Origin of the sequence: Pseudomonas petroselini (assembly GCF_045037875.1) — a bacterium.
Lineage (GTDB): Bacteria > Pseudomonadota > Gammaproteobacteria > Pseudomonadales > Pseudomonadaceae > Aquipseudomonas > Aquipseudomonas petroselini.
In genome coordinates this window covers 1415533-1435264 of record NZ_CP173614.1, presented here as the reverse complement: position 1 = coordinate 1435264, position 19732 = coordinate 1415533, and the positions used below count along the sequence as shown (strand labels likewise).

Genomic DNA, 19732 nt, shown 5'->3' with positions numbered 1-19732 from the left:
GCGAAACGCCGCTGCAGTATTGACCATGGAGTGTCCTATGCGCGCTTTGACGCCGTTGTTATTGCTCACCCTCAGTGCTTACGCCCACGCCGATACCCTGCCCAGCTTCCTCAATAGCAACGACACCATCCGCAACCTGCCGGTGCCCAACCTGCCCGCCGACGCCTACCGACCGGCCGCCACGCCCACCCAGGTGCCGGTGCCTGCGGCGACGGCCGAGCAGCCCTTGCTGATGGACACCAAAGTGCCCATCCGCAAACTGCAGATCGATGGCGGCACGGTGTACCCGCTCAAAGAAGTCGCCCAGGTATTCGAACCCTTGATTGGTCATGAAACCAACCTGGCGCAATTGATCGAAGCCACCCGCAGCATCACCCGGCGCTATCAGGAAGACGGCTACCTGCTGTCCTACGCCTTCCTGCCGGAACAACGGTTCGAAGGCGGCCTGGTGCATGTGGTGCTGGTGGAGGGTTACATCCGTGATTACCAACTGCAAGGCGACATCGGTTCGGTCTCGTCCTACGTCGACAAACTGGCGGAAAAACTCAAGGCCGAGCGCCCGCTCACGCGCAAGACGTTCGAACGCTACACCACGCTGATGAGCGCCATCCCAGGCGTGACCGTGCAAGCCCAGGTGCCGCCTCCGAGCACCACCGATGGCGGCACGCACATGCAGATCAGTGCCAGCCGCAAGCCCTTCACCACCAGCATGAGCCTCAACGAGGCGAGCCGTGGCGGTACCCAGGCCTTGCTGACCGGCACCAGCAACTCGTGGACGTCGATGGGCGAACAACTGAGCGTCAGCGGCCTGTTCCCGCCGGGTGAGGACAAAGAACATTACTACCGCGCGTCCTACAGCCAGTTCATCAACGCTGAAGGCACCCAGCTTGCACTCTCGGGGGAACGCTACCGCGCGGACCCAAGCACCCGCCTGCAGTTGGGCGACGGCCTTGAACTCAAGCCGCACCAGCAGATCGACCGTTACTCCATAGGCGTCAGCCACCCCTTTATCGCCTCGCCCAGCGAGTCGCTGAGCCTCGGTACGCGCCTCTACGCCGTCGACCAGACCAACCGTTACACACTGGAAGGTTTCCCCCAGCGCTTTGAGCTGCAAACCAACCTGCGCGCCCTGGCCTTCGAAGGGGACTGGCGTAAAGCTGACACCACCCAACTGCGCATCATCAGCGGCGGCGTGTACCAAGGCATCAATGGCATGGGCGCCAAGACCCATACGGACTTCGGTGGCCTAAAGCCCGACCTCGACTTCTTCCGCCTGCGCCTGTCCGGCGTGCAGAGCAACAAACTCTTCGATAACTGGCAAGGCGTGCTGTCCGGCGCGCTCTACTGGAGCAACGACAACCTGCCCGACAGCGAGCGCGCGACCTTCGGCGGGCAAAGCTTCGGGCGCGGCTACCCCGATGACCAGGGCACGGGCGACAAAGGCTGGGGCGCGGCCTACGAGGTCAACTACAGCTACAACCGCGCGGGCGATTGGGTGAGGATCCTGCAACCCTACGTGGTGCTCGACCGCGCCAAGACCTGGTTCAACGACCTGCCGGTCAAGGGCAACGACATGTCATCGGCGGCGGTGGGGCTGCGCTTTGGCGATGCCAAGTACTACAACGTCGCGCTGGAAGTCGCCAAGCCGATGTCGGACGTGGCACTGGACAGCTTCGATCGACGGCCACGGTACTCATTGAGTTTCAGCTACCAACTCTGATTTGTAGTGAGCGGGCTCGTCGAATCGTCGCACCGCCCGCGCTGGGCGGCGAAGCCGTCCCATCTCCTGGAGCATTGAGTCTCCCTGGCTAGAACTGAGTCGCCTGGGTTTGGGGCGGCTTCGCCACCCAGCGCGGGGCAAGCCCGCTCACTACAGAGCTCGCTTAAAGGTGGGGTTTTGAGAGGGGACACAGGCTGTTCAAGGTATTGATCGACGGCCACGGTATTCATTGAGTTTCAGCTACCAACCCTGACCTGTAGTGAGCGGGCTTGCCCCGCGCTGGGCGGCGAAGCCGTCCCATCTCCTGGAGCACTGAGTTTCCCTGGTTAGAACTGAGTCGCCTCGATTTGGGGCGGCTTCGCCACCCAGCGCGGGGCAAGCCCGCTCACTACAATGTTCGATTAAGGGTGGGATTTGAGAGGGGAAACAGGCTGTTCAAGGTGTCGATGAGCCGCACCAGGTAGATCGGCTTGCGAAACAGGTCCAGCACCTGCAGGCGCAGCATGTCGCTTACATCATCCATTTCGGCATGGCCGGACATCACAATCACCGGCAGGTGAGAACGCGAGGTGTGTTCGCGCAAGCGTTTGATCAAGGAGATGCCGCTTTCCTCGGGCATGCGCAGGTCGGTGATGACCAGGGCAATATCAGGATGAAGTGTCAATTCTTGCAGCGCGAAGGTGACGGAGGTGGCGGTAAAACAGACAAATCCCTCGTGTTCGAGGGATTCGGCGAGTTCGATCAGCGCGTCCTCTTCGTCGTCCACCAAAAGAATTTGTTGGCGGGAAGGCGGATAAACGCTCATGGCAGTACCTGAACTGGAGAAACTTTGATTAGGGGTTTCCACATTTTTCAGCGGACTATCAAGTTGTCATTTTGGTCGCAACGCTATCGAAAATGGATTTGATCTTAGTTCCAAGCCCTGAGCCGGCACCGACGATCACCAGTGCAACCATCGCTACGATAATCGCGTATTCGATCCCCGACGCGCCCTCTTTGCGCTGAAAGAAAAGTTGTGTCTGAACATAAAGCTTCAACATCAGGTCAAGGAACATAAAACTTCTCCCTAAAACGCCATTAAGAGCCGGTACGGCTCTAGCACGATGTCCGCGGCGTGCCACTAGAGCATTGTCAACAAACCTCAGCCTCACAACTGTAAGAACGGATTAATCACAAAGTATTAGTCGAAAAGCCGACGCCAGGCATCCCGCCATTTAAAGGGGCACTTTTAGAGTCCTGATTATAGTTTCGATAAATTTTTCCCGGGGTAATGGCATTTCGTCCTAGCTGAGCTACCTTCAAATAGCCAAATCGTTAGATGTTCATCACAGCCAGGTTGCGGATTAGCCCGTTGGGATTACACGGGCGTGCAGTGCAACGGGAAAGGGAGAGCCGTCATGAACAGTCGCATCAGCATGGTCCTGGCCGGCTTGTTGCTGATCGGGGCATTGATCGCCGGGTACTGGGGGTTAGTGTTGAGCCGCGCACCGGAGCCTGTCGCAGTCCCTGCCGCACCTGTCGTTTCCGTTGAAAAAACCATCGCTGCCGCCGAAGACCAGACCCGCCAACCGGTGGTGGTCCTGGTGCATGACGTGCCTGCCTACCGTGCGCTGACCGCTGCCGACCTGGCCGTGGAAAGACTGCGCACCGTGCCCGTCGGCAGCCTCACTCAGCTCGACCAGGCCATCGGCCGCATGCCGCTGCGCGCGCTTGGCGCGGGCACCTGGCTCACCGAAGACAGCTTTACCGGCGGCGGCCCGCTCGCTCGCATGATCCGCCCCGACGAGCGTGCACTGGCGGTGGCCGTGGATGAAGTGATCGGCGCCGCCGGCCAATTGACCCCCGGCGATTACGTGGATGTGCTGTTGTTCCTGCGCCAGGATGACAGTAATGCCGAACAGTCGGCCCAGATCGTGCTTCCGGCCATGCGCCTGCTCAGCGTCGGCGACCAGCTGGGCTTGGCCAACGATGGACAGCCCGCGGTGCCACCACCGGTCACGGTTGAAGAACGCGCCCAGGCCGCCCAACGTCGAGCCGCCGCGCGTACCGTGGTGCTCGCCGTACCGGAGCCACTGTTAAGCCGCCTGATGCTCGCGGCTCAAGCCGGGACCCTGCGCCTGGCCGTACGCAGCGCCGAGGAACACCTGCTCAGCCGCTACTGGGCCGGCGAGGGCGAAGCACCGCAGAAGATCGAAAGTGCCAACCGCGATCTCTACCAATTCACCCAACTGGCCCTGATCGGCCCGCCCAAACGCATGGCGCCAGCCGGTGGCGAACCGAGCGTGCGCCGAGGCATTGAAGTGATTCGCGGTGCCCAAGGGGCGCCACAAACTCCGTGATCGAGCAAGGATGCCTTGAATGAGCCAGCGCTACGCACCCCTGTTCATGCAGATGGCTTGGGCCCTGATGCTCTCGAGCCTGCCCGTCGGCATGGCCCTGGCTGCACCGGGAAACTGCAGCGCCCTGGGCCAGTTGCCGGCCGTGGTCGAGGTGGGAGAAGGCTTGCAACAGGAGCTGCAATCGCCGGTGGCAATCACGCGCCTGGCCATCGGTGACCCTAAAATCGCCGACGTGCGGGTCAACGGCGACCGGCATTTCCTGCTCACCGGGGTCGCGTCCGGCGCCACCAGCCTGATGGTATGGACCGCCTGCGCGAGCACGCCGCGTCAAAGCATGGTGTTCGTCAAGGGCAAGGCCACTTCGGCGCTGACCAGCCTGTCGCTGTCGCCGTCGGAAGATCCCCTGCTGCCCAGCCAGGTGCAGACCGACATCCGCTTTGTGGAAGTCAGCCGCACCAAGCTCAAGGAGGCCAGCACCCGACTGTTAGGCACCGGCAAAAACTTTTTCCTCGGCAGCCCCAACCTGCTGTCACCCTCGGAGGGGGTCTTCAAATTGCCGGTGAGCACTGACAGCTTCAACGTCGGTTTTGGCGGCGGCCGGGTCTCGGCCATGATCAACGCGTTGGAACGCAGCGGCTTTGCCTACACCCTGGCGCGCCCCAGCCTGGTGGCCATGAGCGGCCAGAGTGCTTCCTTCCTGGCCGGCGGCGAAGTGCCCGTCCCGGTGCCCAGCGCCGGCAGCGACACCATCTCCATCGAGTACAAGGAGTTCGGCATTCGCCTGACCCTGACCCCCACGGTGATTGACCGCAACCGCATCACCCTCAAGGTGGCGCCGGAAGTCAGCGAGCTGGACTACAGCAACGCCGTCATCATCCAGGGCATCCAGGTGCCGGCACTTACCGTGCGCCGCACCGACACCAGCGTGTCCCTGGCCGATGGCGAAAGTTTTGTGATCAGCGGCCTGATCAGCACCAACAACCGCTCCACGATCAGCAAGTTTCCAGGGCTGGGCGATATCCCGATCCTGGGGGCGTTTTTCCGCGACTCCAATATCAGCCGCGAAGAGAAAGAACTGCTGATGATCGTCACGCCGCACCTGGTGCAGCCGTTGGCCGCCAACGCCCAACTGCCCTCGTTGCCCGGCGAGAAACTGCGCAGCTACGACCCGAACTGGTTCCGGCTGTTCTTCTTGGAAAACGGTAATTTCGACCGTCGCAGTGGACTTTCCCAATGAGCGATAGCCTGAGCCAGACCTTCCTCGCCATCACCCGCAACGCCACCGACCTGGAGTGGCTGCAGGGCGCCCTGGCGCCCCTTGGCCAGGTCGTCAGCGCCGGCACCGGCAGCCTGGACGAGTTGCTGGCGCTGGTGGACGTGACGTTCGCCAGCCTGGTGTTTGTCGGCCTCGACCGGGAAAACGTGGTCACCCAGAGCGCGCTGATCGAAGGTGCCCTGGAGGCCAAGCCGATGCTCGCGGTGGTCGCCCTCGGCGATGGCATGGACAACCAGCTTGTTCTGAACGCCATGCGGGCCGGCGCCCGCGACTTCGTGGCCTACGGCTCACGCTCCAGCGAAGTGGCGGGGCTGGTGCGCCGCCTGAGCAAGCGCTTGCCAACCGTCGCCCACAATGCGCAGCTGGGCGGTCTGACCGTGCTGTTTGGCACCCAGAGCAACGCCGATGGCGCCATGCTGGCGACGCACTTGGCACTGGTGGTGCAGAAGAGCGGGCAGCAAACCCTGCTGCTCGACCTGGGCCTGCCACGCAGTGACAGCCTGGCCTTGCTGGGCCTGGAGAGCACGTTCAATTTCGGCGATGCGTTGCGGCATCTGCGTCGCCTCGATACGACGTTGATCAACAGCGCCTTCACCACGGCGCTGGATGGCCTGCGCATCCTGGCGTACGCCACCGGTGACGAGCCGCTCAAACTGACCAGCGCCGCCGAGTTGTTCATGTTGCTCAGCGCACTGCGCCAACACTTCCAGCACATCGTCGTGAACATCACCGGGCAGCCGGACAGCGAAGCGCTGCGCACCTTTGTCAGCCACTGCGACAAACTGCTGTGGTGCACCGACCAGAACGTGCTGGACTGTCGCCGCAACCTTGCGGTGCTCAGTCGCTGGCGCGATAAAGGCATGAAACTCGACCACGCCAAACTGGTGGTGGACCGCTACATCAAGGCTTGTGCCCCGGACACGGAGGCCCTGGAAAAAAGATTCGGCCTCGAATGCGTCGCCGTGCTGCCCCTGAGTGCCGAACTGCGCCTGAATGTGAAAAATCAGGGCCAAACCCTGTTCGCATTGGCCCCTCGTGAGCCGTTGACCCAAGCCGTGCGCGCCTTGGGCGAGCGCCTGGCCAAACGCTCCGAGGGTCTGGCAAAACCTTCCATGCGCTGGTTTGAACGCATCCTGGGGGCGGGACGATGAACGGCGAAAAACTGTTTGGCGGCCCGGCCCGCAGCGCCGGAGGCAACAGCGATCACGATGGCCTGAAACTGGTGCTGCATCGCTACATCATCGACGCCATCGAGGAGTCGGGTAAGAACCTGCTCGAAGGCACACGCCAGTCTCTGGCGCAATTTGTCATCGACAAGGTCTCCGAGTACATCACGCGCATGCGCCTGGCGATCTCGCGCTATGAAATGGAGCGCCTGGCCGAAGAGATTGTCGACGAGCTCACCGGGTTCGGCCCGCTGGAAGTGCTGCTGCGTGACCCTTCGGTGACTGAGATCCTGGTCAACGGGCCGCACCGGGTGTTTATCGAGCGCGACGGCCTGCTGCACCAAAGTGACCTGCGCTTCATCGACGACCATCACGTAGAACGCGTGATGCAGCGCATCCTCGCGCCGCTGGGCCGCCGCCTGGATGAGTCGTCGCCGATGGTGGATGCACGGCTGCCCGACGGCAGCCGGGTCAACGCGATCATCCCGCCGATTGCCCTCGACGGGCCATGCCTGTCGATTCGAAAATTCCGCAAGGACATGCTCAAGAGCAGCGACCTGGTCGCCATGCAGACCATCGACCAGAGCATTTTCGAGTTCTTCCAGGAGGCCGTGGGCAAGCGCTGCAATATCCTGATCAGCGGCGGCACGGGTACCGGCAAGACCACGCTGCTGAATATCCTCAGCCAACTGATCAACCCCCACGAGCGCCTGGTGACCATCGAAGACGTCGCCGAGTTGCAATTGGGCCACCCCCACGTGGTCCGCCTGGAAACCCGCCCGCCGAATGCCGAAGGTCACGGCGAGGTCAGGTCCAGCGACCTGATCCGCAACGCCCTGCGGATGCGCCCGGACCGCATCATCCTCGGCGAAATCCGTGGCGTGGAAGTGCTCGATGTGATGACGGCGATGAACACCGGCCACGACGGCTCCATGAGCACCGTGCACGCCAACAATGCCCAGGATGCGTTGCTGCGCCTGGAAACCCTGGTCGGCCTGACCGGCCGTGTGATCGCGGAAAAAACCCTGCGCCAGATGATTTGCGCCGCGCTGGACGTGATTATTCAACTGACGCGTATGCCCGATGGCCGCCGCTGCGTAAGCGAGGTGGTGGAAGTGGTCGGCGTGCGCGATGACGTGTATGTCACCAATACGCTGTTCCGTCTGGATCGGCGCACCGGCTTCGGTTTCCTGCGCGAAGCGCTCAACCCGGCCGGCGACAAACTGCGTCGCGAATCGACGTTGCAGTCATAGGGAGCGCTTGATGACAGGACCGGTGTTGTTGCTTATCTGCCTGCTGCTGATTGGTCTGTCGTTCTGGCAGTTTCACCATGGCCTGCGCAAGGCCCAGACGGCCCGTGTGCTGGAACGCCTCGGCAACGGCCAGCCCGAGGCACAGGAAACCACGACCACATGGACGGGCCTCGAGCGCATGTTCCAGCGTGCCGGGCTGGGCAAACCCACAGACCGTCTGGGCCTGTGGGCGAGCGCCTGGGTGATCGGCGTGCTGCTGGGTTGGCTACTCGCCGACGGGCTGGGCCTGATCGCCATGATCGTGGGGCCGCCCCTGGCATTGCGCGTGTTTATCGCCTGGCGTTATCAACAACGCGTGCAGCGCATGGTCGAGCAACTGCCGCAGTTGTTGGACCATAGCGTGCGCAGCCTCAAGTCCGGCAGAACCCTGGCAGACGCCGTACTGGGCGGGGTCGAGAGCATTGAAAACCCACTCAGGGACGCCATGGGCCGCGTGCAACGCAATGTGCGCATGGGCGTCAGCCTGCCGGATTCGGTCAGCGACTTCGCCGAGTTCTACGAACAGGACGAGTTCCGCCTGTTCGCCCTTGGCCTGAAGGTCAACCACCGCTACGGCGGCAACGCCAGCGAGCTGCTGGAAAACCTGATCAAAATGATTCGCGAGCGGGAACAGGGCGCCCGTCAACTCAAGGCCATGACCGGCGAAACTCGCATGACCGCTTACGTGCTGGGCGGTCTGCCGGTGCTGATCGTGGGCTACTTCCTGGTGGTCAACCCCGGCTACTTGATGAACATGTGGCACGACGGCACGGGGCGCATCATGCTCTTCGGCGCGCTGGCAATGGACCTCGGCGGCACCTTTATCATGTGGCGCATGCTGAGGAGTGTCTGAGATGGTGCTTCTGGCCTGTGCTTTGTTGTTGCTCGCCGCAGCGGTATTGGTGGGCGGGCAATTGCTCGAGCATCGCCGCCGCGAACGGCGGGTCGCTGAGCGCTTGCAAGGCAAGATGGTCAGCGATAACAGACTCGGCACGCTCATCCGCCAACTGGGCGCAAGCTCGCTGGCCCAGCGCTCGGTCAGCCTGGACAACGAGACCCAGGCCCTGCTCAATCGGGTTGGCTGGCGCAAGTCCAGCCAACGCTCGCTGTTTGCAGCCTTCCAGATCGGTACGCCCATCGTGTTATTGGGCTTGACCCTCCTCGGCCAGCAACTATTGTTCCCACACGCGGACCCCGCCTGGATTGCCCCGATGTTTGCCCTGGGCATCGGCTACCTGCTGCCAAAACGCGTGCTTGCGGCGGCCGCCAAACATCGCCAGCAAGCCATCGCCAAAGAAATTTCCACCTTCATTCCGCTGCTGCGCATTCTGTTCGAGTCAGGCATGGCGGTTGAGCAATCGCTGCGTGTATTGGGCAACGAGGCCCAGCGTTTACTCCCCCACCTCACGCATGAACTGCGCCTGATCCTGGCGCGGGTCGATTCCGGCCTGGAGCTGAGCGAGGAACTGGGCAAGACCGTCCACGTGCTGGAGGTGGATGAGTTCACCGACACCTGCATCATCCTCCAGCAATTGATCCAGCAGGGCGGCGGCGCGATGAAGTCCCTGCTGGCCCTCAAGCAACTGCTCGACGACCGACGCCTGACCCGCCTGCAGGAATACATTTCGAAGATGTCGGCAAAAATGTCGGTGGTGATGATGGTGTTCCTGTTCCCTGCTTTGCTGATCGTGCTCGGCGGCCCGGCCTTTATCGGCATCGCCCGCGCGTTGAGTCACTTTTAAGGAGTCGTTGATGAAAGCACTGATTGCCGGCCTGGCCCTGCTGATGCTCGGCGGCTGCGCCACCAATGGCCAATCACCCTGGGCGGCGTTGACCTCATCCAACAGTTGCACCAAGCCAAGTTCGGACCAGGAACTGGCACTCAACCTGTCCGATGACCTGGCCAACGAAGGCAAGCTGCACGCCAGCCTGGCCAACCTGCAAAGCCTGCCCGAGGCCTTGCCCCAGGTGCGCCAGCGCAAGGCCCGCAACTACCGCCTGCTCGGGCGCAGCGAGGCCGAGCCGTTGTACCGCAGCCTGCTCGGTACCTGCATGAACGCCGAAGGCGAGCACGGCCTGGGGCAATTGGCGGCAGCCAGGGGCGACAACGGCCAGGCCATGGCGCATATGCAACGGGCGGCGCAGTTGGCGCCCACCGACGAAAAAATCCGCAATGACCTGGGCGTGGTGTACCTCAACCAGTTGCGCATGGAAGACGCGCGCTTTGAATTCATGACCGCCATCGAGCTCAAGCAAAGCGACCCGCTGGCGGCCGTCAACCTGGTGACCTTGCTGATCTATCAGGACAACTGGGGGCAAGCGGCAAAGGTGGCCAGCCAATTGGGCCTGAGCCCCGAGCAGGTCACCGATGCCCAGGCCCGCGCGGAAAAACTCAAGGGTCCAAGCCCCAGCCCAAGCCCAAGCCCCAGTGCGCCGGCGCGCAAAATCGCCGCGGTCAGCGAGGCCATACGGTGGCTATCAAGTGAGGAGTGATCGATGAAAGCACATTACCTTGTCGGCCTGGCACTGCTACCGCTGAGCGCACTGGCCATCGAACCGGGCCCGTCGTCACCGCAGCAAGCGGAAACCGAAAACTGGATGGCCTTGCAGATCAATGGCCGTGCCGCTTCACCCACGCCGCAAAGGACCACGCCCGCAGAACGCGAGCAGTCCTTGCAGCGCTGGCTGGACAGTCACAAACATCCGATCCCGGAGTTTTTTGAATCGCCGTCCGGTGGGTCGTCTAAAGGTGGGAACAGTCAATAACACCCTGGCGCGTCAGTGCGCCGTCACCCGTTGGCGCATCGCCGAGGTGTTCGGCGACAGGGCCAGTGCCAACTGCGTGCGGTTATGCATATGGGTCAGGCGCAACACCTGGGACACGTAGAGCTTGACCGTGTTTTCGGTGATCCCTAGTTCACAGGCGATCTGGTAGTTGGTCTGGCCCTTGCCCACCAGGCGCGCAACGTCCAGCTGGCGCGGCGACAGCTGGTTGAAAATGGTCGGGATCTCGATCGGCCCGGCGTCTTCGGCAACCGGCTCGCCCTCATCCGCCACGCCGGCGCCGGGGCTACGGCGCACTTTGTCGAGGTCCTGGTACAGGTCATTGATGGATTCTGAGAGGTATTGCAGCTTCAGGTTCAGGTGCCCCAGCTGCAGCTCTTTTTGCCGCTCTTCCAACGCCGCTTCCTGGCGCTGCACGCCTTCGAGCAATTCATCGAGGTTGATCGGTTTCTGGTAGTAATCCGAGATCCCCGCGCGCAGGGCCTTGATCACGTCCTGTTTGTCGGAACGCCCAGTGAGCATGATCGCCTCAAACGCCCGCTGCTTGCCGGCGATTTTTTGCATGGCCTGCACCAACTCGATGCCATCCATGTCCGGCATGTGCAGGTCGCACAGCACCAGGCCGATCTCGGCCTCTTCGCTGAAGCGCTGCAACGCATGTCGGCTGGACTCACACGGCACGCAACGGTAACCACTGCTTTCGAGAAATTCGCAGAGCTCTTCCACGATCAACGGCTGATCGTCGACCACGAGCACTTTTACCGCTGAGGTTAGCTTGTTCACGCGCTACTCCATGCCTGGCAAGCCAAAGGTCTGACCTATCCCTTTTGACGAAGAATCCTAGACTTTCATTCAATAAACGTAGACCTACTTTTCGACTCTGTACATATCGATAGAGGCCTTGTGCGACTAGTGGATCCAAAACCAGTACAGCGCAAACCCTGTCAATACGAACGGAGCAAACGGCTGTTTTTTTGACGCTTCAGTCGCCGGGGTTAGCCGACGCGCGCTAAGCCTTTGACTGATAAGCCCCCAGCCGCCCAGGAACAGCGCGGCACCGATCAGCGACCACAACACCGCATCCAGCGTGCTGGCCAGGGCCAAGGCGGCCAACAGCTTCACGTCCCCCGCGCCAAAACGGCCCAGCGCATAACCGGGCAACGTCAGCAGCAGCGCCACGGCAAAGGCCCAGCCCCCTTCGCTGGCGGGCGCACCCAACCAGGTAGTGCCCATCCACGCCAAGTAGAACAACGCCAGCAGCGCCACACCCAGCGTCAAGCCGTTGGAGATTTGCCGTTGACGCCCATCCTGCAACGCACAGAGCCCCAGCCAGAGCATTATCACCACGCCATGGATCACGTAAAAAACATCCCTTTCCGCTGAATGATTCTATGCTGATATCAAGTAGTAGCCGTCAGGGTAGACGCAATCATGAAAACAAGCCTCCCCAGAAAACAAAAAGGAGCTGCGGCGATAGAGTTCGCCCTGGTCTTCGGGATCTTTTTTGCAGTGTTCTATGGGTTGATCAGCTATACCCTTCCGTTGCTGCTGATGCAGTCCTTCAACCAAGCGGCGTTGGAGGCCGTGCGTCAGGCCATGGCGGTGGACCCGGTGGCCGCCGCAGACACCTATCCTACGAAAGTCACCGAGCGCGCCAAAGATACCGTCATGACCCAGTTGGACTGGATCCCCACCAGTTTTCAATTTTCACGTGATTTCGTCAGCGCGACTTACACCGGCACCACACTGAACGTCACGATCAGCTACCCCACCCACCTCCTCTATTCCGTGTTCCCGGTACTGGTGGTGCCGGGCATCGGCACGGTGCCGAATCTGCCGGCCAACCTGTCCGCGCGTTCGAGTCTTCAGTTTTGACCTCGGGGGATAACCTGTTCGGGCGCCTGCTCGGCCGCACCGGCGCCCCGCCCCTCGACACACCCGGCGTGTCCGTGCCAGGGCTGCACCTGCAACTGGACCCTCAAGGCCACGTGCTGAGTATCAGCGGTATCCTGCGCCCACAGCTCGCGACGCACGGGATGGGTGCGACCCCGCCGCTGCTGCGTGAACTGCTGTGTGCCGGCAGCGCCTTGAGTGTCGAAGGCCGCCCCGCAGACTGGCAACACCAGAGCCTGGACCTGGACTTCCAGTGCACGACCGGCCAGGTGCTGCACACCCGTGGCTGGGTCGAACCCGAAGGTGATGGCTGGAGCCTGCGCCTGCTCGACGTGGGGGACTTGCTCGCCGACCGGCAATTGGCCCAGCACCGCGAGCAGAACCATCAACTCATCAGCCGGATGAGCGAGCAACTGCAGCTGTGCAGCCTGAGTCGCTTGCCCGAGGTGTTCAACGAGCACCTGCGCAACTTGGCCCAGCACTGGCAGATCCCCTGTGTGGCCCTGGCGTTGTTCGATGCAGAAGACCAAGGCTGGCGGATCTACAGCCACTACACCGCCCACGACGCGCCCGCCTTGTGGCAGACCGGCCAGCACCTGGGCACCCTGCTGGACAGCGCCAATGGCAGCGCGCCATTGAGCCTGGCCCAGGCGCGCCGCGAACACCCAAGCCTGAACGGTATTTTCGGCAACGCCGACGGGTTCCTGGTGCCCTATCGCGATAGTCAGGGCGTCGCCGCCTGGTTGCTCTGCGGCCTCTACAATGGCCAGCAACACACCCGCGACCGGGAATGGCTGAACCTGACTGCCGCCCTCGCCGCTCCGCTGCTGAGCCGCTTGCGCGAGCAACGCGATCACCAACAGCTCGACCGCATGGATGCCCTGCAAGGCCTGCTCGGCACCGGCTGGTGGGAACTGCTGCCCGCCACCCAGGAAATCCAGCTGGCCCCGCAGTTACAGCACAGCCTCAGCCTGGAGGACGGCCCGACTCGCCAGGCGCTGGGTGTATGGCTGGAACAGATACACCCCGCCGATCGCCAGGCACTCACCAGCCGCCTGCACGACCTGCAAACCCTCGACAAACCACTGCTGACCAGCGTGCGCCTGCAACGCACCGACACCGAGCACAACCCCCTCTGGTACCGCCTGCAGGGCCACGTGCTGGGGATGGGCGATCAGCGACGCTGGGTCGGTTTCATGCTCGACATCAGCGACATCAAGAACCAGCAACTGCAAGCCGCTGCCGCCCATGCGCGCCTGGATAACCTCATCGCCAGTTCACCGGCGGTGATCTATGTGCAGCGTTATGTCAGCGGCGCCCTGCACCCGGCGTTTTTCAGTGACAGCCTGCTGCCGCTGTTGGGCTGGACGCTGGACGACTGCAACCACGACAGCCTGGCATCATTGATCCACCCCGAAGACCGCGACCTTTACTTTGAACGTACCCGCCGACTCCTGCGCGAAGGCGCCGTGCGCAGCCGCTACCGACTGCGCGACAAACAGGGCCACTACCACTGGCTGCTGGATGAAGCCAAATTACTGCGTGACGACCTCGGGTTGCCGCTGGAAGCCGTCGGCCTGTGGCTGGATGTCACCGAGGCGACCCTGGCCGCCGAGCAGATCAAGCAGAGCGAAGAGCGCTACCGCATCCTGGTTGAAGACTCGCCGGCGATGATCTGCCGCTATCGCCCGGACCTGACCCTGACCTTCGGCAACACGCCGCTGGCCAACTACCTGGAGTGCCTGCCTGCACAACTGCCGGGGTTGAACCTGGGCCATTGGCTGTCGGATGAACAACGCCAGCACTTTGTGCAGCGCATCAGCCAGTTGACCCCGGAATTCCCGGTCAGCACCGCCGAGATCAGCCTGGAGTTGCCCGGCCGCGAACATGCCTGGTGGGTGTGGTCGGACCGTGGCGTATTTGACGAACAAGGCGTGCTGGTGGAAGTGCAAGCGGTGGGCCGCGACAACACCGAAGTGCGCCGCTCCCAGCAGCAACTGACCCAGAGCGCCAAGATGGCCACCTTGGGCGAAATGGCCACGGGCCTGGCCCATGAAATCAACCAGCCACTCAACGTGATGCGCATGGCCATCGTCAATGTGCTCAAGCGCCTGGCCAGCGGTGATGCGCAGGTCGACTACCTCACCGAAAAACTGCAGCGTATCGACGCCCAGGTACAGCGGGCGGCGCGGGTGGTGGACCATATGCGCGTGTTTGGCCGCCGCTCGGAAATCGAACAACAGCCCTTCGACCCGTCACAGGCGGTGGAAGGCACGCTGTCGCTGCTGGGCGAAGGGCTGCGCGGTAAAGGTGTGGACGTGCGCGTCACCCCGGCGGACTTTACGGTGCAGGTTAAAGGTCATGTCGACCAGCTTGAGCAGGTGCTGATCAACCTGATGGTCAATGCCCGTGACGCGTTGTTGAGCAAACACGAAAAGGACCCGGCATTCCGCCCGTGGATCGCACTGCATTGCGAACATGACAGCCGCCATGTGCGGCTCTGGGTGGAAGACAACGGCGGCGGGATCGACCCCCGGTTGATCGAGCGGATTTTCGAACCGTTCTTTACCACCAAACCGATCGGCGTGGGCACGGGGTTGGGGTTGTCGGTGAGTTACGGGATTGTGGAGAACATGGGCGGACGCTTGAGCGTCGTCAATGGGCCGGCAGGGGCACAGTTTTGTGTGGAGCTGCCGGTGGATCAGATCACCAGGTAGGCGCGGCCCATATGGCAGCTGAGGTTGGCGCCGACTTCGGCGTTGCCAGCAGTGATACCGAGCGCCCCCAGTAATCCGTTCACAATCGGGTCCAGCACCGGCGACAGAACGTTTTTGACCGCCGTTATCAATGTATTGGTAATGGTCGCGAGCAAACTTGAGACGCCAGACAATGGCCCGCTCGCTGGATTTCCAGGAGGAGGAACGTACGTCACCTGAATGCCGCCCAGTGTGTTGACTAGACTTCCAACCACGTTTGATGCGGGAGCCACTGATTGATAGGTGGGTGCCAGATTCATTTCGTTGACCGGTAAAAAAGTCATGCTTTGAGTGTTACCCCCGACCGTCGCGTGTACAACCGATAACAATAAGCTGCCACCGACCCCGGCCTTGCGCGGGGCACACCCGAAAATCCCCGTGCATGTCTGTACGCCAATATCAACGAGAGCGACTGGCTGAACAGTGGTCGCCACTGCCGAGGTGAATGCCTGCACCGGATCGACTTTTCCAACCGACACATCCACCAGCGCTGTACTCGCCTGAACGGTGAGAGATTTCGTTGCACTGCTTGCACAACTGAAATCAGAGACATAAGCCTTCGCGCTGGCCACTTCAATGTTGATGTCCAAACCGCTCAGCAACTGCACATCCGTATGATCACAAGGCTTCAATACCAGGCACAGAAGTGGATCCAGCAGGCCCACAAGATTCAGGTGCAAAAGGTTATTGACCACCCCGGTTACCGGAGTAGTCAAGGCGGAAACCGCAGACGTCAAATCATTCAGCCCATTGAGCACGGGCAGCTGAATAGACACCAGCGTACGGACTTGCGCCGTACGCACAAAAATCTGATCCGCCTGTGGGGTTTTCAACAAACCCGCTTTAGCCTTTGCAGGATTACCAATAGCCGACATTTGTGGGGGGGCAATCACTTTGGTCTGGACCGTCACGTTTCCTATCAATGGAATGCTCAACTGAGCGGCGGCACTCACCGCACTCTTGCTACTGGACAGTTGCGCCACGGTCTGCAGCAATTGAAACAACTGCACATTAGTATTCAAGGCGGCGGCCGGTGTACCGGTGGCGACCTTCAGCAGATCTCCAACCGTCAACAACTGAGTATTCGCAGCGATGGCTTTCAATGTAATAACGTCGTTGATTACCGCCGTGGCGACCGCGCCATTTTTTTGCAGGACCTTCACTGCTGCGTCGATCAACTGGCTGGCGGATACGGCGGTGCTCAGCAGCGCATCATAGTCCCCCGCCTTGACGTTCAATTGAATCGCCAACTGATCCAAGTAGCCGAGCAGGTTCACGTTCGTCCCAAGCAGACCATTCCACCCCGCAGCCGTCAGGGACAGACTACCGCCCAACAAATTACCGATGACCACGTTCAGCAGAGGGGAGTTGGCGGAGTTCACTGCCGCCAGGCTGCTGCGAATCGTCAGCTGCGCCACTGGCGGCGCATACGCGGCCACGGCGGTCGCACTCAGCATCATTTGGCTGGAAACCGGGGCGCCGCTGAACATGCTCCAGATACCCGTGGCAATGCTGGTCATCACGCTGCGCGTGGCAACCACGCGTACGGCATCGTTTTTGGTCGCGTCAGGGGTAAACACACGCACGCTGTTGGCATTGGTCGTTAATAGGCCGCAGGTCACGACCAGGCCACGACTGTTGTCGCCGGCGACCACGGTGAAGCCATTGCGCGTGGCGTTTTCCTTGGCGTAGTCGTTCGCGGTGGTGGTGGGGCTGCACAGGCCGCCACGACCGGCGGCTTCCAGGGCCGAAGTGTCGGCGATGGACTGCAACTTGCGCTTTTCCATGTACAGGCGGCCGCTGTCCACCACCAGTAGCATGAAGACCAGCGCCACCGCCAGGGTGCCCGCTGCCATCAAGCCAATCGCACCGCGCTGCCTGGAACGAAGTCGGGGAGACATCAGGCACTCCTTAGCGCTTACTCTCCGTAGTTGCTTGGAGTGTAGACAAAGGCTGGCCAGTCGCCACAGGAACGACTAACAGGGTTGAAGGCTGGCAGAGAACCCATGTGGGAGGGGGCTTGCTCCCGATAGCGGAGTGTCAGCCAGCTCAGCTGTTACTGATACACCGCTATCGGGAGCAAGCCCCCTCCCACAATGGGTTTGTGTGGTTTTTTAGTGGGGTGGGTAGCTGGAGAGGATGCGGGTCACGGTGGTGCGGATGGCTTTGTCGCGATCCTGGGGGTTGGGCGAGCTGGCCATCATTTGTTCGTCGCTGCCGCGCCAGACCAGTTTGCCGTCCTTGCCGTCGAGCAGGTCGATCTGGACGGTCGCCACTTTGTAGGTGATGTTGCGCGTTTCGTTGTACATCGGCGCGCCCCAGTAGCCATTCCATGGGCCGCCCCACGCGCCGCCGTAGTTGGTGGTGACTTGTTGCTGGCGATCTTCGACGATCAGGTAGGCCTGCACATTGAGGTCAGCCTTGCTGCCCGGCGCGGCTGGGCGCAGGCCGCGCTGATCAAGCTGTTCACCCACGGCTTGGCGGATGCGTTCTTCGGTGAGGTCACTCTTGATGCGCGGATCATCGGGGCGGTATTGCAGGGCCGGGTCTTTCCAGGCCCAACTGCGGTAGGCGCCGAAGTCTCGACTGGCATCAAAGTCGTGGTTGACCTGGCTGGTCTGGCAACCGCCCAGCAAGAGGACGACAGCTAGCGTAGCGATACGACGAAACATGGTTGTTCTCCAAAGAGCGACCCGCGCTTGAGATGAGAATAGCGGTTAACTGGGAGGGTACGCCGTCATCGCCTTTTGCACCGCCTGGCGCAAGGCATCGCTCCGCTCGCTGAGGCTGCCCTGGCTGCCGGTTTCGGCGCTGGCACTCCACACCGGCTGCCCGGAGCGGGCATCGAACAGGTTGACGCGAACCACCACGACCTGGACCTCATAGGTGCGCACGATCGGCACCGAGTTGTACATGCCGTAGCCATTGCCATAGCGGTTATAGCCGCCGTAACCGTAGCCGTAGTCGTCCTGGACCTGCTTGAGGCGCTTCTCCAGGCGCACGTCGGCGCTCACCAGCAGGTCCGCGGGGCGGTTGTCATGCAAGGGCCGCAGGCCGCGTTGGTCGAGGGCACCGCTGACCGCCTCGGCAATCTGTGCCGAATCCGCCCAGGCCGTGCCTGCCGGCAGTTGGCCGTTGCGCCAGGCCCAATTGCGGTAGGCGCCGTAGTCGCGCACCGGCGCCGGGTAGGCGCTGGCATCAAAGGTGTTGGCGGCCTGGGGAGGCGCCGGCGGGATCGGCGCCGAGGTGGCGACATAAGGGTTGGGGCTTGAACAGGCGCCCAACCCCAGGGACAACAGGATCAAACAGAGACGACGCATTTCGACCTCCGCAGACTGGGCCGCTTAAACCGGACGGCAGATCCAGTGCAAATAACGCCCAAGTCCGGCAAAGCTTGGGTGACGACGGTGAGCGAGTTCCATCTCCAGAAGGTCCTGCAAATCCGCGCGGGCCTGGAATTCCACCGGCATATAGTCATGAAATACCCGCACACCACTTTGGCTTTCGACCTGCCAAAGGTCTACGAGTTGCGCCGCCAACTCACGCGGATCGAGTGGTTGTTGCGGCGTGAGGCTCTGCTTTTCGCCGGCCATGTCGTTCTTGCGCATTTTGCGGAAGTGGCCTTTGAGCAGGTTGCGGTAAATCAGCGCATCGCGGTTGTAGAACGCCAACGACAGCCAGCCGCCGGGGACCGTGAGTTGGTGCAGCACCGGCAGGATCGCATGGGGTTCGGCCAACCATTCCAGCACGGCGTGGCACAGCACCACGTCGTAGGGTTCGGTGAGCTGGCCCAGCAGCGCTTGCCATGGTGCATGGATAAAAGTTGCGGTCTGCCCGGCGTCGGCGAAACGTTGGCGGGCGCCTTCGAGCATCGGCTCGGCAGGTTCGGCCAGGGTGACCGCGTGGCCTTGCTCGGCCAGCCACAGCGACATATGGCCCAGCCCCGCGCCGATATCCAGTACACGCAAGGGGCGCTTGGGCAGGGCTTCGGTCAAGTCGGCCTGCAGCACTGCCAGGCGAATCGCCCCTTTGGCACCGCCGTAGATTTTCTCGGCGAAACGCGTGGCCAACTGGTCGAAATGGCGGTCACTCATTGGGCAAACCGCCGTTCGCTGTCGGCCAGTTTGGCGCGCACCACCTCGTTCATGTCCAGGCCCAACTCGCTGCACAGCAACAGCAGGTACAGCACGATATCGCCGACTTCCTGCCCGGCATGGGCGAGCTTATCGGCAGAGAGCTGGCGCGATTGGTCTTCGGTCAGCCATTGGAAGATTTCCACCAACTCGGCCATTTCGACGCTGGCGGCCATGGCCAGGTTTTTCGGGCTGTGGAATGGCTTCCAGTCGTTGTTATCGCGGATGCGGTGCAGGCGTTCGGTGAGGTGTTCGAGGTTCATGCGGGGGCTCCTGAAGGTGGATAGCTTCGGGGGGAATGGCCTTGAAGGCAAGTGAACCTTCAGATCGCTATCGGGGGCAAGCCCCCTCCCACCTTTGGCAGGTGAACACA

The 19732-nt window shown here is 61.9% G+C and carries 20 protein-coding genes; 11 read left to right on the top strand and 9 right to left on the bottom strand.

What is annotated here, in order from left to right:
• Positions 1 to 37 precede the first annotated feature (37 nt).
• Complete coding sequence (locus ACI512_RS06585; protein WP_236379395.1) at positions 38 to 1720, top strand: ShlB/FhaC/HecB family hemolysin secretion/activation protein; 1683 nt, start codon at positions 38 to 40, stop codon at positions 1718 to 1720.
• A 388-nt stretch (positions 1721 to 2108) separates the two neighbouring features.
• On the opposite strand, the gene ACI512_RS06580 is transcribed toward ACI512_RS06585, so the two are convergent.
• Together ACI512_RS06580 and ACI512_RS06575 are read right to left on the bottom strand one after the other, a co-directional pair.
• On the bottom strand, positions 2109 to 2525 hold the full coding sequence (locus ACI512_RS06580; RefSeq protein WP_064052173.1) for a response regulator: 417 nt from the start codon (positions 2523 to 2525) through the stop codon (positions 2109 to 2111).
• 58 nt (positions 2526 to 2583) lie between these two features.
• Positions 2584 to 2775, bottom strand: coding sequence for a Flp family type IVb pilin (locus tag ACI512_RS06575; protein WP_012722028.1), 192 nt, complete (start codon positions 2773 to 2775; stop codon positions 2584 to 2586).
• A gap of 342 nt (positions 2776 to 3117) precedes the next feature.
• Between ACI512_RS06575 and cpaB the strand changes: the two genes are divergently transcribed.
• From cpaB to ACI512_RS06535, 8 genes are read left to right on the top strand one after another with little or no spacing between them, the layout of a single operon-like run.
• Positions 3118 to 4059 (top strand): Flp pilus assembly protein CpaB, encoded by a 942-nt coding sequence (gene cpaB, locus ACI512_RS06570; protein ID WP_236379393.1) that lies wholly within the window; start codon positions 3118 to 3120, stop codon positions 4057 to 4059.
• Between the two features lie 19 nt (positions 4060 to 4078).
• Positions 4079 to 5296, top strand: a complete 1218-nt coding sequence (locus tag ACI512_RS06565) for a type II and III secretion system protein family protein (RefSeq protein ID WP_064052171.1) — start codon at positions 4079 to 4081, stop codon at positions 5294 to 5296.
• Positions 5293 to 6486: a pilus assembly protein gene (locus ACI512_RS06560; protein ID WP_064052170.1), complete on the top strand. Its 1194-nt coding sequence runs from the start codon at positions 5293 to 5295 to the stop codon at positions 6484 to 6486. The genes ACI512_RS06565 and ACI512_RS06560 overlap by 4 nt, the downstream gene beginning before the upstream one ends.
• Positions 6483 to 7754, top strand: a complete 1272-nt coding sequence (locus ACI512_RS06555; protein WP_236379389.1) for a CpaF family protein — start codon at positions 6483 to 6485, stop codon at positions 7752 to 7754. The genes ACI512_RS06560 and ACI512_RS06555 overlap by 4 nt, the downstream gene beginning before the upstream one ends.
• Before the next feature lie 10 nt (positions 7755 to 7764).
• Positions 7765 to 8646 carry a type II secretion system F family protein gene (locus tag ACI512_RS06550; protein WP_405121718.1) on the top strand — a complete coding sequence of 294 codons (882 nt, stop codon included), beginning with the start codon at positions 7765 to 7767 and terminating at the stop codon, positions 8644 to 8646.
• Position 8647: 1 nt separating this feature from the next.
• Entirely contained in the window at positions 8648 to 9535 is an 888-nt protein-coding gene (locus tag ACI512_RS06545) for a type II secretion system F family protein (RefSeq protein WP_231809480.1), read from the top strand.
• Positions 9536 to 9545: 10 nt separating this feature from the next.
• Positions 9546 to 10286, top strand: a complete 741-nt coding sequence (locus tag ACI512_RS06540) for a tetratricopeptide repeat protein (protein ID WP_405121717.1) — start codon at positions 9546 to 9548, stop codon at positions 10284 to 10286.
• A gap of 3 nt (positions 10287 to 10289) precedes the next feature.
• On the top strand, positions 10290 to 10559 hold the full coding sequence (locus ACI512_RS06535) for a DUF3613 domain-containing protein (RefSeq protein ID WP_064052166.1): 270 nt from the start codon (positions 10290 to 10292) through the stop codon (positions 10557 to 10559).
• A gap of 12 nt (positions 10560 to 10571) precedes the next feature.
• Here the strand turns inward: ACI512_RS06535 and ACI512_RS06530 are convergent, their stop codons facing one another.
• Together ACI512_RS06530 and ACI512_RS06525 are read right to left on the bottom strand one after the other, a co-directional pair.
• A complete protein-coding gene (locus tag ACI512_RS06530) occupies positions 10572 to 11360 on the bottom strand; it encodes a response regulator transcription factor (RefSeq protein WP_122811415.1) in 789 nt (262 codons plus the stop codon).
• Positions 11361 to 11486: 126 nt separating this feature from the next.
• Positions 11487 to 11936 carry a prepilin peptidase gene (locus ACI512_RS06525; RefSeq protein WP_405121716.1) on the bottom strand — a complete coding sequence of 150 codons (450 nt, stop codon included), beginning with the start codon at positions 11934 to 11936 and terminating at the stop codon, positions 11487 to 11489.
• Positions 11937 to 12008: 72 nt separating this feature from the next.
• Between ACI512_RS06525 and ACI512_RS06520 the strand changes: the two genes are divergently transcribed.
• Both ACI512_RS06520 and ACI512_RS06515 read left to right on the top strand, forming a co-directional pair.
• Positions 12009 to 12452: a TadE/TadG family type IV pilus assembly protein gene (locus ACI512_RS06520; RefSeq protein ID WP_064052163.1), complete on the top strand. Its 444-nt coding sequence runs from the start codon at positions 12009 to 12011 to the stop codon at positions 12450 to 12452.
• Complete coding sequence (locus ACI512_RS06515) at positions 12449 to 15187, top strand: ATP-binding protein (RefSeq protein WP_405121715.1); 2739 nt, start codon at positions 12449 to 12451, stop codon at positions 15185 to 15187. The genes ACI512_RS06520 and ACI512_RS06515 overlap by 4 nt, the downstream gene beginning before the upstream one ends.
• On the opposite strand, the gene ACI512_RS06510 is transcribed toward ACI512_RS06515, so the two are convergent.
• The 5 genes from ACI512_RS06510 to ACI512_RS06490 all read right to left on the bottom strand — a co-directional run bounded on the left by ACI512_RS06510 (position 15172) and on the right by ACI512_RS06490 (position 19622).
• A complete protein-coding gene (locus ACI512_RS06510; protein ID WP_012722015.1) occupies positions 15172 to 17127 on the bottom strand; it encodes a pilus assembly protein TadG-related protein in 1956 nt (651 codons plus the stop codon). The two genes, ACI512_RS06515 and ACI512_RS06510, sit on opposite strands and share 16 nt — an antisense overlap.
• A gap of 213 nt (positions 17128 to 17340) precedes the next feature.
• Positions 17341 to 17898 carry a DUF4136 domain-containing protein gene (locus ACI512_RS06505; RefSeq protein ID WP_405121714.1) on the bottom strand — a complete coding sequence of 186 codons (558 nt, stop codon included), beginning with the start codon at positions 17896 to 17898 and terminating at the stop codon, positions 17341 to 17343.
• 45 nt (positions 17899 to 17943) lie between these two features.
• A complete protein-coding gene (locus tag ACI512_RS06500) occupies positions 17944 to 18546 on the bottom strand; it encodes a DUF4136 domain-containing protein (RefSeq protein WP_064052159.1) in 603 nt (200 codons plus the stop codon).
• Between the two features lie 24 nt (positions 18547 to 18570).
• Positions 18571 to 19320: a methyltransferase gene (locus tag ACI512_RS06495; RefSeq protein WP_231809475.1), complete on the bottom strand. Its 750-nt coding sequence runs from the start codon at positions 19318 to 19320 to the stop codon at positions 18571 to 18573.
• On the bottom strand, positions 19317 to 19622 hold the full coding sequence (locus ACI512_RS06490; RefSeq protein ID WP_012722011.1) for a MazG-like family protein: 306 nt from the start codon (positions 19620 to 19622) through the stop codon (positions 19317 to 19319). Before ACI512_RS06490 ends, ACI512_RS06495 begins: the two co-directional genes overlap by 4 nt.
• Positions 19623 to 19732: the final 110 nt, after the last annotated feature.

What these genes read in the sequence shown, in the direction of transcription:
- ACI512_RS06555 (WP_236379389.1), top strand. Translation starts at nt 6,483, where the DNA reads ATGAACGGCGAAAAACTGTTTGGCGGCCCGGCCCGCAGCGCCGGAGGC.
- ACI512_RS06495 (WP_231809475.1), bottom strand. Translation starts at nt 19,320, where the DNA reads ATGAGTGACCGCCATTTCGACCAGTTGGCCACGCGTTTCGCCGAGAAA.
- ACI512_RS06505 (WP_405121714.1), bottom strand. Translation starts at nt 17,898, where the DNA reads ATGTTTCGTCGTATCGCTACGCTAGCTGTCGTCCTCTTGCTGGGCGGT.
- ACI512_RS06490 (WP_012722011.1), bottom strand. Translation starts at nt 19,622, where the DNA reads ATGAACCTCGAACACCTCACCGAACGCCTGCACCGCATCCGCGATAAC.
- ACI512_RS06585 (WP_236379395.1), top strand. Translation starts at nt 38, where the DNA reads ATGCGCGCTTTGACGCCGTTGTTATTGCTCACCCTCAGTGCTTACGCC.
- ACI512_RS06535 (WP_064052166.1), top strand. Translation starts at nt 10,290, where the DNA reads ATGAAAGCACATTACCTTGTCGGCCTGGCACTGCTACCGCTGAGCGCA.
- ACI512_RS06520 (WP_064052163.1), top strand. Translation starts at nt 12,009, where the DNA reads ATGAAAACAAGCCTCCCCAGAAAACAAAAAGGAGCTGCGGCGATAGAG.
- ACI512_RS06560 (WP_064052170.1), top strand. Translation starts at nt 5,293, where the DNA reads ATGAGCGATAGCCTGAGCCAGACCTTCCTCGCCATCACCCGCAACGCC.
- ACI512_RS06510 (WP_012722015.1), bottom strand. Translation starts at nt 17,127, where the DNA reads ATGTCTCCCCGACTTCGTTCCAGGCAGCGCGGTGCGATTGGCTTGATG.
- ACI512_RS06545 (WP_231809480.1), top strand. Translation starts at nt 8,648, where the DNA reads ATGGTGCTTCTGGCCTGTGCTTTGTTGTTGCTCGCCGCAGCGGTATTG.
- ACI512_RS06575 (WP_012722028.1), bottom strand. Translation starts at nt 2,775, where the DNA reads ATGTTCCTTGACCTGATGTTGAAGCTTTATGTTCAGACACAACTTTTC.
- cpaB (WP_236379393.1), top strand. Translation starts at nt 3,118, where the DNA reads ATGAACAGTCGCATCAGCATGGTCCTGGCCGGCTTGTTGCTGATCGGG.
- ACI512_RS06540 (WP_405121717.1), top strand. Translation starts at nt 9,546, where the DNA reads ATGAAAGCACTGATTGCCGGCCTGGCCCTGCTGATGCTCGGCGGCTGC.
- ACI512_RS06580 (WP_064052173.1), bottom strand. Translation starts at nt 2,525, where the DNA reads ATGAGCGTTTATCCGCCTTCCCGCCAACAAATTCTTTTGGTGGACGAC.
- ACI512_RS06550 (WP_405121718.1), top strand. Translation starts at nt 7,765, where the DNA reads ATGACAGGACCGGTGTTGTTGCTTATCTGCCTGCTGCTGATTGGTCTG.
- ACI512_RS06500 (WP_064052159.1), bottom strand. Translation starts at nt 18,546, where the DNA reads ATGCGTCGTCTCTGTTTGATCCTGTTGTCCCTGGGGTTGGGCGCCTGT.
- ACI512_RS06565 (WP_064052171.1), top strand. Translation starts at nt 4,079, where the DNA reads ATGAGCCAGCGCTACGCACCCCTGTTCATGCAGATGGCTTGGGCCCTG.